Source organism: Alteromonas sp. ISO5 (genome assembly GCF_058105165.1).
Window position 1 is genome coordinate 1,563,736 of the sequence record NZ_CM176572.1, and the last position, 13,757, is coordinate 1,577,492.

13 protein-coding genes are annotated in these 13,757 nt (G+C 48.4%); 4 read left to right on the forward strand and 9 right to left on the reverse strand.

Annotation, left to right across the window (positions count from 1 at the left end; genetic code table 11):
- The first annotated feature begins 126 nt into the window (after positions 1–126).
- Together AC2T0J_RS07100 and AC2T0J_RS07105 are read left to right on the forward strand one after the other, a co-directional pair.
- Entirely contained in the window at positions 127–3,051 is a 2,925-nt protein-coding gene (locus AC2T0J_RS07100) for a glycoside hydrolase family 31 protein (RefSeq protein ID WP_489809440.1), read from the forward strand.
- Positions 3,051–4,304 carry a GDSL-type esterase/lipase family protein gene (locus AC2T0J_RS07105; protein ID WP_489809441.1) on the forward strand — a complete coding sequence of 418 codons (1,254 nt, stop codon included), beginning with the start codon at positions 3,051–3,053 and terminating at the stop codon, positions 4,302–4,304. The genes AC2T0J_RS07100 and AC2T0J_RS07105 overlap by 1 nt, the downstream gene beginning before the upstream one ends.
- Before the next feature lie 4 nt (positions 4,305–4,308).
- Here AC2T0J_RS07105 and AC2T0J_RS07110 read toward each other — a convergent pair whose 3' ends face one another.
- From AC2T0J_RS07110 to AC2T0J_RS07125, 4 genes are all read right to left on the reverse strand, one after another.
- On the reverse strand, positions 4,309–4,476 hold the full coding sequence (locus AC2T0J_RS07110) for a hypothetical protein (protein WP_489809442.1): 168 nt from the start codon (positions 4,474–4,476) through the stop codon (positions 4,309–4,311).
- A 9-nt stretch (positions 4,477–4,485) separates the two neighbouring features.
- The gene (locus AC2T0J_RS07115; protein ID WP_489809443.1) at positions 4,486–4,926 is read right to left on the reverse strand and encodes a hypothetical protein; all 441 of its coding nucleotides are present in this window, start codon (positions 4,924–4,926) and stop codon (positions 4,486–4,488) included.
- 108 nt (positions 4,927–5,034) lie between these two features.
- Positions 5,035–5,574 carry a YqaA family protein gene (locus AC2T0J_RS07120; RefSeq protein WP_489809444.1) on the reverse strand — a complete coding sequence of 180 codons (540 nt, stop codon included), beginning with the start codon at positions 5,572–5,574 and terminating at the stop codon, positions 5,035–5,037.
- A 48-nt stretch (positions 5,575–5,622) separates the two neighbouring features.
- Complete coding sequence (locus tag AC2T0J_RS07125) at positions 5,623–6,912, reverse strand: metal-dependent hydrolase family protein (RefSeq protein WP_489809445.1); 1,290 nt, start codon at positions 6,910–6,912, stop codon at positions 5,623–5,625.
- A 230-nt stretch (positions 6,913–7,142) separates the two neighbouring features.
- Between AC2T0J_RS07125 and AC2T0J_RS07130 the strand changes: the two genes are divergently transcribed.
- Entirely contained in the window at positions 7,143–7,355 is a 213-nt protein-coding gene (locus AC2T0J_RS07130; protein ID WP_489809446.1) for a DUF3566 domain-containing protein, read from the forward strand.
- Between the two features lie 73 nt (positions 7,356–7,428).
- Here AC2T0J_RS07130 and AC2T0J_RS07135 read toward each other — a convergent pair whose 3' ends face one another.
- Positions 7,429–8,277: a DUF3014 domain-containing protein gene (locus tag AC2T0J_RS07135; RefSeq protein WP_489809447.1), complete on the reverse strand. Its 849-nt coding sequence runs from the start codon at positions 8,275–8,277 to the stop codon at positions 7,429–7,431.
- A gap of 264 nt (positions 8,278–8,541) precedes the next feature.
- On the opposite strand from AC2T0J_RS07135, the gene AC2T0J_RS07140 reads away from it, so the two are divergent.
- Positions 8,542–8,850, forward strand: a complete 309-nt coding sequence (locus AC2T0J_RS07140; RefSeq protein ID WP_489809448.1) for a DUF6482 family protein — start codon at positions 8,542–8,544, stop codon at positions 8,848–8,850.
- Here the strand turns inward: AC2T0J_RS07140 and AC2T0J_RS07145 are convergent.
- The 4 genes from AC2T0J_RS07145 to AC2T0J_RS07160 form a co-directional block, all read right to left on the reverse strand.
- Positions 8,847–10,160 carry an ABC1 kinase family protein gene (locus tag AC2T0J_RS07145; RefSeq protein WP_489809449.1) on the reverse strand — a complete coding sequence of 438 codons (1,314 nt, stop codon included), beginning with the start codon at positions 10,158–10,160 and terminating at the stop codon, positions 8,847–8,849. The genes AC2T0J_RS07140 and AC2T0J_RS07145 overlap by 4 nt on opposite strands.
- A 6-nt stretch (positions 10,161–10,166) precedes the next feature.
- Positions 10,167–10,442, reverse strand: a complete 276-nt coding sequence (locus AC2T0J_RS07150) for a hypothetical protein (RefSeq protein ID WP_489809450.1) — start codon at positions 10,440–10,442, stop codon at positions 10,167–10,169.
- Positions 10,443–10,555: 113 nt separating this feature from the next.
- Positions 10,556–11,044 (reverse strand): DUF6702 family protein, encoded by a 489-nt coding sequence (locus tag AC2T0J_RS07155; protein ID WP_489810300.1) that lies wholly within the window; start codon positions 11,042–11,044, stop codon positions 10,556–10,558.
- Between the two features lie 22 nt (positions 11,045–11,066).
- The gene (locus tag AC2T0J_RS07160) at positions 11,067–13,517 is read right to left on the reverse strand and encodes a M1 family metallopeptidase (RefSeq protein ID WP_489810301.1); all 2,451 of its coding nucleotides are present in this window, start codon (positions 13,515–13,517) and stop codon (positions 11,067–11,069) included.
- Between the last annotated feature and the right edge of the window lie 240 nt (positions 13,518–13,757).

Here is a 13,757-nt window from a genome sequence, read left to right on the forward strand (position 1 = left end):
CAAAAGTCAGAATGGGTTTCGCAATAAACTGTGGGCTAACTTTCTCACCGCTAAGCCACATGGTTTAAACGTAATAATGGCGACGTATAAACACTGATTCTGACAACAGGAAGTACGGAGAAAAGTATGAAGAGAACGTATTTGGTTGCGTGTTGCATGGCACTGACGTGTTTGTCAGTGCCCTTGCTAACAGGCTGTGAGCAAACAAGTAGTGCCCAACAGGTCATCGCCGCAGGTACCTTCGAAAACTTTGACCATGGCATTGTTGTGCAACCTGCACGAGGCCAGGCAAAGCGTATTTACTTAACCGTAATGGCCGATGACATTATTCGGGTGACAGCTTTACCACACGGTAATTTAAGCAGTGTTAAAGACAGCCTGATGGTCGTTGCTTCTCCGCAAGGTAACTTTACTACCCAATCCAGCAATCAGCATGTCATATTGACAACTGCTTCCATGAGTGCAGAAGTTTCTCTTACAGATGGGCGCATGGTGTTAAGAAATGCGGCCGGAGAGGTGCTTCTTGACACCGTAAACAGTGGCGAATTTGGCCCGGTCACAGAGGACCCCATTAAGCCAGAGGCGGACTCTTACGCAGTAAGGCAGCAATGGAACAAAAACTCTGATGAAGGTTTCTTTGGATTGGGTCAGCATCAGAATGGGCAGGTAAACTACGCGGGTGAAAACGTCGAACTGAGCACACATAACTTGCAGATTTCTATTCCGTTTGTTGCCTCAACCCGCAATTACGGTGTGTTATGGGATAACGCATCAATTACGCGTTTTGGTGATCCTGAACTTTCTGCGCCCATAAAAAATGGCTTTACGCTGTACAATGAAAACGGTGAAAAAGGCAGCCTCACGGCATACTATTACGATGGTGACGAATTACTGTTGCGTCGTGACGAAGCCGATTTAGATTATCAGTTTCTGGCCAACAATTCGATTCGGGAGATACCGTTTCCCGCCGAGTTAGGCGATGTTGCGCAGCCCCGTGTTGTATGGAAAGGCCAGATAAGCCCTAACCGTTCAGGCGTTCATAAGTTCAGAATGTATAGCAGTGGCTATGCTGCGTTATCCATTGACGGCGAACAATTGTTAGATCGTTGGCGGATGAACTGGAACCCCTGGTTCCATACCACCGAGACTGAATTAACGGCTGGCGAGAAGGTCGACATTGAAGTGGATTGGGATTCGCAAGGCGGATATTTCCGCTTGCTACACAATGCACCACAGGATAAAGCCGACCAATACAGTTTATCGCTGGCTTCTGAGTCAGCCAAAGCTATCGACTACTATGTGGTGGTCGGTGACAATTACGATGAGCTGATTGCCGGTTACCGAGAACTTACCGGAAAGTCTGTCATGTTGCCCAAATGGGCTTATGGATTCTGGCAAAGCCGAGAGCGCTATACCACGCAGGATGAACTGCTGGAAGTATTAAAAACCTACCGTGAACGACAAATTCCCATCGACAATATTGTACTGGACTGGTCGTACTGGCCCCAGGATGCCTGGGGTAGCCATAAGTTTGATAAAGCGCATTTCCCGCAGCCTAAAGCCATGATTGACGAAGTACACGAGCTAAATGCCAACATCATGATATCGGTATGGCCTAAGTTTTATGCTACGACAGATAACTATAAGGAGCTCGATGAAAAAGGCTATATGCTGAACAAGAATGTTGAAATTGAAGGGAATCTCGATTGGATTGGGAAAGGCTATCTGAACGGGTTCTATGACCCCTACCCGCAAGAGTCTCAAGAAATTTTCTGGCGTCAGCTTAATGAAAATTTAAACGTACTGGGCATTGATGCATGGTGGCTGGATGCGTCTGAACCCGACATTCACTCTAACCTGTCGATAACCAAGCGCAAAGAAATCATGAGTCCGTTGTCGATTGGCAACGGGGCTGAGTATTTTAATTCCTATGCTCTGGCCAATGCCGAAGGGGTGTATAATGGCGAGCGCGAAACCGATGGTCATAAGCGTAGTTTTATATTAACCCGCAGTGGCTTCGCGGGGATCCAACGTACCGGGAGTGCTATCTGGAGTGGGGATACCGTACCGCGCTGGTCAAATTTGAAAGAGCAAATAGCCGCTGGTCTGGGGGCCAGTCTGGCGGGTATGCCCAACTGGACGATGGATATTGGTGGATTCACGCCAGAAAACCACTATCGCTATTACAACGGTAAGGTGGTAGGGCATTATTCGCAAATGCCACCTGCATATCAAGATGAATGGCAGGAGCTTAATCTGCGTTGGTTTCAGTTTGGCGCATTCGTGCCGTTGTTCCGCTCCCATGGTCAGAACCCGTATCGTGAAATCTTTAATATTGCCGATGAGGGCTCTGCGGTGTACGACTCATTGGTGTCTTACACCAAGCTCAGATACCGTTTAATGCCATATATCTACTCGCTTGCGGGTGACCTGTACCACAAAGACGGTACGATGATGCGTGGACTGGTGATGGATTTCCCGCAAGATGATACTGCTATCAGTGTGAATGATGCATACCTGTTTGGCCCATCATTACTGATTAACCCAGTCTATGAGTTCAAGGCACGTGAGCGTGATGTGTACCTGCCCGGTAAGGGCAAATGGTATGACTTCTACAGCGGAAAATTACACCAGGGCGGACGTACAATCAGTGCTGAAGCACCACTGACACAAATGCCCATATTTGTGCGCGCCGGCGCCATTATTCCTACCGGAGAGGATATCCAGTATGTCTACGACAAGCCTGCGGGAGACTATACACTCAATGTGTATACCGGCGCCGATGGTAAATTCGAAATTTATCACGATGATGGTAAATCCTACGGCTACGAGAATGGGCAGTATTCTTATACGCCTGTTGTTTTTGATGATACCGAAGGGACGCTGACGATTGGCGATCGTCAGGGACAATTCGATGGGATGGTAACATCGAGAACCTATCATATTCGCTTTATAGAAGAGGGTGATTCACTGCTTGATTTTTCTGCTAAGCCGGATATCAGTGTGATATATGATGGTAAATCTGTCACCGTTAAAAAGGACAATAACTAATGCGTCGATTATATGGTTTGTTTGTCTTACTCGCTTCGTTGCACGCTGTTGCCGCTGGCGACGTCATCAATGTGCTTAACACGGATATTGCGATTCCGCTTTATATTGAAAATGATGGCCAGGTGAAGGCTGTCACCGGTGAGTCAAGCTCAACGGATGACGGCAGTATCAAGCTGTCGTTTAACGACAGCAGGTCACGAAAAGAAGCGGTTATTACCTTTAAGGACGCCTGGAGTGGCCGGTTGTTTGCTAAAACGCCAAAACCGCTGAATTTAACAGACTACATGGCAGATGGCGTGTTGTCGTTTGCGGTAAAAGTTGATGATGTCACCAAAACCGGATTTCAGGTTGAAGTAAGCTGCAATGCCAATTGTCGCAACAGCGTAGATATCTGGCCCCGGTTGAAAGCGATGCAAAATAAAGGGTGGCAGCGAGTTGCAATGCCACTGGCCTGTTTTAATCGTGACGGTGCAACCTTTAACGCGGTAGAACAGCCACTGCGCTTTTATTTTTACGGCAGCGGAGAACTATCTGTTGCTGATATCGCCTTGCAATCAGTCGGTGAAGCTACGTTGGATTGCCCCGACCTCGACGCAATTACGGTTACGCCTGTTCCATTACGCGCGTTTTGGGCTGATGACTGGTGGATGAATCGACACGAGCAAAAACTCAAAGAAAAGGACAGCATCAAACCTGAGCTGGTGATGATTGGCGATTCCATTACCCACGGCTGGGAAGATGCCGGAGCGGCGGTCTGGCGGTCACACTTTGGACATATTCCCACGCTTAATTTAGGCTTTAGCGGCGATCGTACCGAGAACGTGTTGTGGCGACTCGAGCATGGTGAGCTGGATGGTATTAACCCTAAGCTTACTATGATCATGATTGGCACCAATAATACCGGGCACAGGATGGACTCTCCCGCAGCCATTCGCGATGGTGTGGCGCGAATTCTTGATGAACTGGAAGCGAGAACTCCGGGTAGCAAAGTCGTATTACTGGCGATATTCCCGCGGGGAGCAGATAATTCTGACAAGGAAAGAATCAACAACCAACAAGCCAACCAATTGCTTAAAGTGCTTGCTCAGCAGCGCAACGTCACATTTGTCAATATCAATCAGCAGTTTCTTGATGAATCGGGCGTGTTAAGCAAGGACATTATGCCGGACTTGTTGCATCCTAAAGCAATCGGTTACGAAATTTGGGCTAAAGCTATAACTCCCCATATTGAAAAGGTATTTTCCGGTCAATAAGTGCTTACAACTCCGACAGTGCCTGCAACAGCAATTGCTGCAGACACTGTTTTTGTTTGATTGACGTTGCATGTAAATCACACAGATGAATTTGGTGCCCTTGTAAGAGGTGTTTTAATACACTGACCCGCATATTTACCGCCACAAACTCTGGTTGTTTATTCCCCTGCATACTGGTTCCTTAGTGAATTGACGAAGAAGACTGGCGCAGGTTGTTGCAACGCAACCATTCTTTTAGCTGGGCTATGGTATTTAACAGGTCCGGCTCACTGGCATACAATGGCGATAATGCGGATAACTGCTGTTGAGTATCGGCCATGATACTGTCATTAACCGTGTCGCTAACCTGATTACAGCATTGCTGGTGGGCCATTGCCGCGGCAGCAAATACAACCAGATCCTGCTGATAACGGTTTGATGTATTATCCGGTTGGCGCAACGAAAGCAACACTGATTGCGCCACTTCCCATACCAAGCGATACCGTTTTACGGCTTGTTTGATATGTCCGTTTCGACGCATTTGCAGGGCCTGTGCATTAAAGGTTTGCCGTTGCTCACGGGCCTGTTCTGGGTTGAGTTGTAACCATTTACGGTAAACCGGACAAAGTACTGAGGTGCGCATGGTCGTCTCTCCTCGCGATTAACAATTGCCAGGAAATAAGTTAATGCAAATGATAATTATTATCAATAGTGGGTTGTGATTTTTATCTGTGTTGTGTTTTCTGTTGGTTTAACTTAAGACCCACCATAAACCGGCGACGACAACGGTTATGCCAACCATTGCTTTTGTTTTATAACGTTTTATGAATTTTTCTGCTTTATTGCCTACTAGCTTAACTAACAGCGCCAAACCAAAATAGCGCAGGCTCCGGGCCATCACCGTTGCCAGTAAAAACAGCCAGATAGAGTATTTAGTGGCACCTGCAGCAAGCATTGCAATTTGAAATGGAACCGGGATTATGCCTAGCGACAACACAAACCAAAAACCTTGCGCATCCATCTTTTGTTTTACCTGGTCAAACTGTTGTTCAGAGCCAAACCAGCTAATTAGATCCTGCCCAATGGCATCAAATAGAAAATACCCAATAGCATAACCAAACAGTGCCCCAATAATACAACCCAGTGTCGCCATGGCGGCTAACACCCAGAGTTTGTCACGTTTGGCCTGCATTAACGGCACCAGTACGGCTTCCAGCGGCACCGGTACAATGGTAGATTCTAGAAAAGAGGCAATGGTCAAGCCGCGTAGCATGTGCTTCGATTCAATCATCGCCTTCGTTTTGCGCTTTAGCGTGTCTTTTACCAAGGGAAAATGCCCCTATTGTTTGTAAATTTTTCCGCCTTTCATTACAAACCGCACGTTTTCCAGTGTTGTAATATCATTCAGCGGATTGCCCTTAACCGCGACGATATCGGCGAATTTACCGGCCTCCAGGGAACCAAGCTTATCGTCAATGCCGAGCATGGTGGCTGCGTTAATCGTTGCGGCTTGTATTGCTTTTGCAGGGGGCATGCCAGCTTCAACCATCAAACCAAATTCCTGACCATTATCACCATGGGCTGAAACACCGCTGTCGGTACCAAAGGCAATGCTTACGCCGTTCTTATAGGCCTTGCCAAATGTAGCCTGAATAAGTGGCCCGATGGCCGCGGCTTTAGGTCGAACAATGTCTGGAAAATAGCCATCAATCTTAGCTTTTTCGGCCACAAAATCACCGGCCAGAATGGTTGGCACGTAATAGGTGCCGTGCTTTTTCATCAACGCCATTACCTCTTCGTCCATGTAAGTGCCATGTTCAATGGACGTTACCCCGGCTTTGATAGCGCGCATCATGCCTTCTTTGCCATGGGCGTGCACCGCAACCGTCATTCCGTAATCTTTCGCGGTAGCTACCACAGCATCCAGTTCATCGTTCATAAACTGCGGGTTTTGCCCACTTTTGGCCACGCTTAGCACGCCGCCTGTGGCGGTGATTTTAATGGCGTCTGCACCATCCTGATAACGCTGCCGAACAGCCTGACGTGCTTCTGCCACACCATTAATTACACCGTCTTCAGGGCCTGTATCAGGGCGGATCATTTTAGCCATGCCATTACTCGGATCGGCGTGGCCACCGGTGGTTGCCAGAGATTTGGCGGCGGTGTAGATACGCGGGCCGGTTGCCATGCCCTTATTAATTGCATTGCGCAAAGCAACTGTCTCATTGTAACTGTCACCCAGGTTACGCACCGTGGTAAAGCCTGCCATCAGTGTTTTATTAGCATAATGCGCTGCTGCCAGGGCGTAATCGGCTTCATTTTGTGTAAACCGTTTCAGGTACGACGACGTGCCGCTTTGCTGTGAACTCAGATGTACGTGCATGTCCATCAAGCCAGGCAGCACCACGGAATCGGTTAGATCGATAAGCGTGTCGCCTGTGGCCACCTTAATATGACCCTGGTGGATCTCGCTGATAGTGTCGTTCTCAATAACCAGCGATACCGGGCCGGTTAGCTTGTCGTCAGTGCCGAGAAAGGCGTTGCCTGCATGGATCACCGTGGCGGCCTGTAAGTCATTCACCGCAAGCAGGGCTGCCGCCAGCAGGATGGATTTAATCGTATTCTTCATTGTTCTTTGCTCTTATTGTTGTGAAGTCATTTCACTTCACTTTATGTCATGACTGGCGCTTTTACAAAATACCCTGCAAACCGACAGCAATGTTAAATGCTCCCTGATGAGCAACAGTAAATCACAAAAGAGAAAAGGAACCTGTCATGCAATAAAGAATAAGGAAGATATCAGCGCATTCACTGGCTATTCACCTGGCACTGGTATTTGCCATTTTGTCACTGATCTTTATGTTACCGTTTACCCTTATGATGACGTCGCTGGCACCGAATATGCCTGAGCAAAATACCATGCCGTTTATGTTCACCGGCGCGATGACATTCGTAATGCCGGTCTTTTATTTAGTTTTTACTTACATTTTTACGCTGATTATGGCGTTTATCTATAATCTGCTGGCCAAAATGACCGGCGGCGTAAGGGTTACACTGGAAGCGAGTGACTAAGCGCCAATAAATAACAGCCAATAAAAAAGCCACCGTCAGGTGGCTTTCTTCAATACCATTTTGCGAAGCGGACTTATTGCGCCATCAGGCTGTCTTTGAGTTCACGTAGTTTCGCTTTAATGCGGCGCATGTTATCCGGGCCGGTGCGTAATAGTTGTTTCTGCGGGTCGGATAACCCTTCCAGACGCTCGTCAGCATATTTATACATGACTGAATCGGTATACACCTCTACCGGCATTTTCACTTCTGGTGTATCCAGCAGCGTATCAATGGCTTCAATCAGTACCTCAGTGAAAGGCTGATCCGGGTCGCCAATTTCAGCATACTTGGTCTGAATCTCGTCCTGGTAGGTTTCGTACAGGGCAATCAGGTCTTCGTTGCTCATTGACTCCAGTACGTCTACATAAGGGGTGTAACGCTTGTAACTGGCTGAATCAATCCACTCGCGGTCGGCCTGGGTATACACCCGGAAATCCTGGTCCGGTGGTGTGAGCAAACGGTGGTTAGGAGCAGTTTCATCATCAGCCAGGTTAGTCGCCGTTACAACAAAGCGCTGTAATAACCCGTCGTTGACCAGTAAACGACTTAGCGTTGGTGACGTTGCAATAGTTTCCAGAGCGGCCTTAATGGCGGTATCGCTAACGTCCAGAGGTTCTGGCTCAGGCGCAGGCTCTGGCATGGGTTCAACCTCCTGATCCGGATCGATTTCTACTGGTTCAGGCGGTGGCGTTGCTTCAAAGGTATCAGTTGGCTCAGGCTCGATAGGCTCAGGTTGGGCAACCGCCGGCGTTTCTGTTTCAACGACAGGTTGCGGCTCTGGTTCACTTGATGGCCACATCAATACTACCAGTAACACAACAACGATTACGCCTACCACAATGGCATAAGGTAACCAGGATCGCTGCTCAGTATTTTCGCTCATATTTGTCTACCTTGATCATTGGCTGCGGAATTCCATACTATCAGAGTTAATGACAATCCGCTGAAAATCAATGCACTTTTGCAAATCTTTTCGATTATGAAAACTCACTTACTACCCTCATATTTATTGAATACAGGACTTGGCAGCAAGAGTAAACCGTTAACAGGTACGATTTTATAGATGCTTTAGGGATAATTTGGTTCATTTCATCTTTTCTTTACTTTCGTGCGTACTTAATGACGAATTCCTGATTTCGGAGTGTTTATGCACAAGTTTATGAGCAGCGATATTGAGAAAGGTCCGCTGGAAATTGAGAACCTGGAAGTTCAGTCGTACGAAATGAATGTCTATCTGGTCCAGCTAACCATTGATGGCAATACTGGCCTGGTATTCAGCGATAAAGACCAGCCCATGCGGTTTTACAGTGCTGGCCATATTCGCGAATTTTTTATCCATTGTGAGGTGGCCAACTCATTTATGACCCACGATACGCCGTATGATGAAATGATCGGCAATCCGCCTAAAGCCCGGCATTCGATGGCGCTGCCGTTCAGTATGGAGTTACCCTATTAAAGCCATTTTGCGGCCGCTTCACGTAAATCGACCTGTGTATTAAGGCGTTTAGCCAGTAGATACAAGCCGCCAAGTTTACGGTGAATGAACACTGCATCAATCGGCGGTACATGCCAGAAACCCTGCTCGAAGCTCAGCGCCATGCCTGCCGTTTGCAAACGTCCCAGCAGGTCACTTTCGCCAAAGTCATAAGCGCCTTCACAATACAATGCCTCACAAGCAAGGCAGCCCATTGCCAGTACACTGGCCTGTTGTGATTCAGTGTGAGACTCTTGCATCAAGCCAATATTAAAAGCGGCCTCGGCCACACCAGGCATATCCTCTATGGCCATACTGCGCAGTAGCTGCAAATAACCTTCAGAAATAGCGACTGGTATTTCCCGACAGGCACCAAAATCCAACAAAGCAATTTGCTGCGTATCTGGCATATACCGGTAGTTCGCCATGTTCGGGTCGCTCTGGATGAGCCTGAAGGCAAATACCTCGTCAAAGAACAGTCTGAACAGCTCCGTCATCAAATGATTACGTACTGTCCGTGGTTGTTCGCTAAGTGCTTCAATGGGGCTACTGATAATATGGGTCATTGCCAGTACATTGGGCGTACTGAGTGCTGCATAAACCTCGGGTAGCACAAAACTCTGGTAGTCTGCCGATGCCCGTAGGTAGCGGGTCATCATTTCCGCTTCGCGAATATAGTTAGCTTCATCATGCAGTTGCAGTTTGGCTTCGGCCAGCAGTGGCTTGATATCAAAGGAAGCGGGCAGCAGGCCGGAAAGCCGGATAATACTGGCGACGTTATCTACGTCGCTATCGATGCTGTTACTAATGCCCGGGTACTGTACTTTGACCGCCAGGGTTTCACCTTGCATGGTTATGACTTTATGCACCTGACCAATCGACGCAGCGGCGATTGGTGCATAGGAAAAATACAGTAGTTTATCGAACCAGCCTGCACCCCAGGCTTCATCGAGCACTTTTTGTAATTGCTCTTTGGGCATCGGGTCGGCATCTTCTCGCAGGCGCGCCAGAATGGCGCTGAGTTCCGGCGGTAGCAGCTCGCCGCTGTCCATGGATATGAGCTGGCCCAATTTCATGGCGGCACCCCGCAGTGACGCCAGTTGGTCGGTAATGCGCTGAATATTTTTAGGAGTGAGTACCAGGTCTGACAGTACCGGGCGTTCACCCCGGAGCAATTTCGACGTGCCATTGGAAATCACGCTGCCGGCAATTTTAGTGGCCAGCGACCCTATCCGCGACAGCCTGGCTATGCGTGAGCTGGGAACGGGGTTATTTTTTGGGGGCTGGTTCATACACCCTTAAACGAATTGCGATATAAACTGGATCAGCATGCCCGCTGCGCTGCCAATACCAAAGCCAAACCAGCCGTTTTTATCCAGATAGCGGGCCAGCGAGGCGCCGAAAATACCACACCACAACATGCTGCCGTAAATAGCTATCAGACCAGTACCCATGCCACTATCCGGTAAGAACATCATCACAATAATAGTGAGTGCCATGGCACCAGACAGGATCACAAAAATAATGTTTTTCTTTTTTACCTGGGGAGTATCGGTTTGGTTGGTGTCGGTCATTCAGATTGCCCTGTCATTGTTTTGAGCATGATGACCATTTACGCAGGTCAGGTCAAATGCGACCTTGGTCTGAACAAGCAAAACCGCGGGAGTGCCCGCGGTACTTGAATCGATTAAAAGTGGACTTCCAGTAACTCAACACTGTCGGTAAAGGTCAGTGTTTTTAAATCGCCATTGCCTTCAACATTGATAGTGTTCACCTGCTCCGGCCATAAGTCCCGCAGAGCATCATGACGAATTTGCAGGCCCTCCAGTGCAGGCGGTTGGGCAGTTTCCTGATATACCCAGAAGTGTTTGCCTTCTACCTCAAAACCCACAAGGTTGAGCGGCAGGGACTCGCCCTGAGCATTAAGCAGGATAAACCGGTCCGCCACATAGCGGGCAAATGCCGTTTGCGTTTCGTTATCATCCAGAATATCGGCGGTTTTCTTGAACAGCGCTTTTACGGCGTGTTCTGCATCATGCAGATTAAACCGGTGCATGACCTCAATATTCTCGGTGCGCGGATTAAACAACACCGTGGTGATTGCGGTTTTTTGCTGATGTGCCACAGCCTGACCACAGGCCACAAAGAACAGCAGGGCATAAAGCCCTGCCTGCATGACACTTTTTACTCGATGGAGTTTAGTTGTCATCACCTTCTTTCTTCTCACCGTCTTCGTCTTCGTCGGTTTTTAGCTCGGTTTTAATATCCTGCATGATATCACGACGAGCACCTTTCTTCGTCGAACTCGACTTGTACGCTTCAATCCGTGAAGGAATGATTTGACGTGGGTAGTGGTTGTTTTCCACATCAACGTCAGCCGTTTCCCAACGTGGGTCAACGGTTACGCTAACCAGCTCTTTGTCTTTGTCGGTAACCACCAGCTTGCTAACTGCCTTAGGGGTACGACGCCAGATTTCAGCCGGAATACGCATCATCTCTTTGGTCCCGTCGGCAAAGGTCATTTCCAGAATAATTGGCATAACCAGGCCGCCCACGTTAGAGAATTCCATCACGTAGTAGTTTTTGTCTTCTTCAACGGCACGCTCAAAGGCTTTACGTTCCCACGGCTCAAGCTTCTTCAGCCAGCTTTGGTACTTGTTACGTTCTTTGTTGGTTACGGTAAATTGATCGTTTTCGTCGTAGAAGTCGGTGATGTCCGGGAAGCGTTCTACCCACAGTTTACGACCTTCTTCTTTGTTACGTTCAACGGTCAGCGACATTGGCTTGTCTTTCTCGAACTGGCGCTCACGGGCAAAATCAATATCCGGATCTTCTGTATCCAAACGCAGTTTGTACACCTTGTCCAGCGAGATATCTACGTGATCTGTGGTGTAGAACCAGCCACGCCAGAACCAGTCTAAATCAACGCCTGAGGCTTCTTCCATGGTGCGGAAGAAATCAGACGGTGTAGGACGCTTAAACATCCAGCGCTGAGCGTATTCTTTAAAGGCAAAATCAAACAGTTCACGGCCCAGGATGGTTTCGCGCAGAATATTCAGGGCAACGGCTGGTTTGGTGTAAGCGTTCGGGCCTAAACGCAGTACCGAATCAGACTGAGTCATGATTGGCACCTGAGTTTGTGACTTCATGTAACCTGTCACATCACGCGGCTCAACACCCCATGGAATGTCCGGATCCCACTCTCGACCGGCAACGCCATCGAGAAAGCTGTTTAAGCCTTCATCCATCCAGGTCCACTGACGCTCGTCTGAGTTTACGACCATCGGGAAGTAAGTATGCCCAATTTCGTGGATAACCACACCAATCAGGAAGCGCTTCTCAGCCAGCGAGTATGTGCGTGAGCCGTCGTCCTGCAATTCAGTACGCGGACCGTTAAAGGTGATCATGGGGTATTCCATGCCGCCTACCGGGCCATTTACTGACTGTGCCGTTGGATACGGGTAGTTAAAGGTAAAGCGGTTATACACTTCCAGCGTATGCACGATGGATTCGGTAGAATATTTCTGCCACAGATCGCCACCTTCTTTTGGCCAGAAAGACATCGCCATTACGTGCTTCTGCGGACCGCCCTGCTTCACGCCTTTCGCGTCCCACATAAACTTGCGAGAAGAGGCCCAAGCGAAGTCACGCACATTATCGGCTTTGAAGTGCCAGGTTTTGGTTTTGCTGGTGCCTTCTTTTTCGTTTTCCAGTGCTTCTTCCGGGGTTACAATAAATACGGGACGATCAGCATCTTCTGCTTTTTCCAAACGTTCACGCTGTTCACTGGTCAGCACGTCTCGTGGGTTTTGCAGTACACCGGTAGACGATACAATGTGGTCAGCTGGTACGGTCATGGAGACTTCGTAGTCACCGAACTCCAGGGTAAATTCACCGCGACCGATAAACTCTTTGTTGGTCCAGGCTTCGTAATCGGTGTAAGCCGCAAGACGCGGAAACCATTGAGCCAGCAGGAAAATATCGTTGCCGCCTTCGCGTTCGTCATCCGGGAAGTGCTCGTAACCAGAACGGGCTGATACCGCATCTTCTTCAACAATGTTGTAGCCAAAGTCGATGTTCAATTCGGTTTTCTTGCCTGGCTTTAACGGCTCGGCCAGGTCAACACGCATCAGGGTGCCAACAATCACGTAGTGCAGTGGCTTACCGCGACCATCGGTGACTTTCTTGATTTGGTAGCCCAGTTCGTTGTCATCAACAAACTGCTGGCGACGAATGGCGCCCATGGATAATTTGGCTGGCGAGCTGCCAGAAGCAGCAGAGGTTGCTGGTCCACGGTTACCAATACCACCAAAGGTGGTGGTCAGTGCCGACATGGAGTCGTCACGGAATTTGTTCTGGTCCAGTTGGATCCACAGGTATTTCAGCGTATCCGGCGCATTGTTGTGATAAATAATTTCTTCGCTGGCATCAATGCGGCGCTTTTCTTCATTCAGCGTAACATCAATATCGTAGTCAACTTGCTGTTGCCAGTACTGATGGCCTGGTTCACCTGCGGCGTTACGATAAACGTTTGGCGTGGGTAACACTTCTTCCAGTTGGCGGAACTTATCCTCAAAATCACCTTTGGTTTGCTTGATTGCACCATCAGCGAAAGCTGGTGTGGCTGACATAATCGACAGCACTGGCATCAACCAAACTAACTTCGGCATACGCTTACTCATAGGTATTCCTTCGTCGTTAAGTGGAAAATGGCTCAGATTGACGAGAAGGAATTCCTTAACGCATCGTCACCTATATTTATTAGAAGATACATAGTTTAATTCTAATACGGTGAAATTTGCCAGCGATTGACCGTAAATAGCCAAAAACTGAACGCAAACACAGCTTCACAGGGCAAGATATTCATGGTTTTTTGTTTGTTTTGTGGG

Coding starts and splice junctions, on each gene's coding strand:
- AC2T0J_RS07110 (WP_489809442.1), bottom strand. CDS start 4,476: ATGCAGGGGAATAAACAACCAGAGTTTGTGGCGGTAAATATGCGGGTC.
- AC2T0J_RS07130 (WP_489809446.1), top strand. CDS start 7,143: ATGTTACCGTTTACCCTTATGATGACGTCGCTGGCACCGAATATGCCT.
- AC2T0J_RS07150 (WP_489809450.1), bottom strand. CDS start 10,442: ATGACCGACACCAACCAAACCGATACTCCCCAGGTAAAAAAGAAAAAC.
- AC2T0J_RS07160 (WP_489810301.1), bottom strand. CDS start 13,517: ATGCCAGTGCTGTCGATTATGTCAGCCACACCAGCTTTCGCTGATGGT.
- AC2T0J_RS07155 (WP_489810300.1), bottom strand. CDS start 11,044: ATGCAGGCAGGGCTTTATGCCCTGCTGTTCTTTGTGGCCTGTGGTCAG.
- AC2T0J_RS07140 (WP_489809448.1), top strand. CDS start 8,542: ATGCACAAGTTTATGAGCAGCGATATTGAGAAAGGTCCGCTGGAAATT.
- AC2T0J_RS07135 (WP_489809447.1), bottom strand. CDS start 8,277: ATGAGCGAAAATACTGAGCAGCGATCCTGGTTACCTTATGCCATTGTG.
- AC2T0J_RS07145 (WP_489809449.1), bottom strand. CDS start 10,160: ATGAACCAGCCCCCAAAAAATAACCCCGTTCCCAGCTCACGCATAGCC.
- AC2T0J_RS07105 (WP_489809441.1), top strand. CDS start 3,051: ATGCGTCGATTATATGGTTTGTTTGTCTTACTCGCTTCGTTGCACGCT.
- AC2T0J_RS07100 (WP_489809440.1), top strand. CDS start 127: ATGAAGAGAACGTATTTGGTTGCGTGTTGCATGGCACTGACGTGTTTG.
- AC2T0J_RS07125 (WP_489809445.1), bottom strand. CDS start 6,912: ATGAAGAATACGATTAAATCCATCCTGCTGGCGGCAGCCCTGCTTGCG.
- AC2T0J_RS07120 (WP_489809444.1), bottom strand. CDS start 5,574: ATGATTGAATCGAAGCACATGCTACGCGGCTTGACCATTGCCTCTTTT.
- AC2T0J_RS07115 (WP_489809443.1), bottom strand. CDS start 4,926: ATGCGCACCTCAGTACTTTGTCCGGTTTACCGTAAATGGTTACAACTC.